The 245-nt window shown below is 44.9% G+C and carries 1 protein-coding gene; it reads right to left on the minus strand.

Annotated elements, in window-relative coordinates; translation table 11 throughout:
• Positions 1-49: 49 nt before the first annotated feature.
• Positions 50-245: hypothetical protein (locus JEM65_RS22785; RefSeq protein WP_233530840.1), on the minus strand; the 196-nt coding region annotated here is incomplete at its 5' end.

Raw genomic sequence — 245 nt, forward strand, 5'->3', positions numbered from 1 at the left:
ACATGTCTGTGCATCACAGTGGCATATCTTGTCACTGGTATCCTGGTTTTCAATGGTCCCAGCTCATGTTGGGCTCTGTAGTTGCCAAACTTAACAGTGATATTATTTCAGCTCTTGATATCCTGGGACCCCTGAAAAGGCTGACAACTAAACCAAACACTCCTTGGTTGTTGCAAGCATTGCTCGAGTCTCGGAGGAAGATATCCATGGTGGCAGCCATTGTCATCTCTTCTTTCATCACTTTT

This window comes from Gelidibacter salicanalis (assembly GCF_016469035.1).
GTDB lineage: Bacteria > Bacteroidota > Bacteroidia > Flavobacteriales > Flavobacteriaceae > Gelidibacter > Gelidibacter salicanalis_A.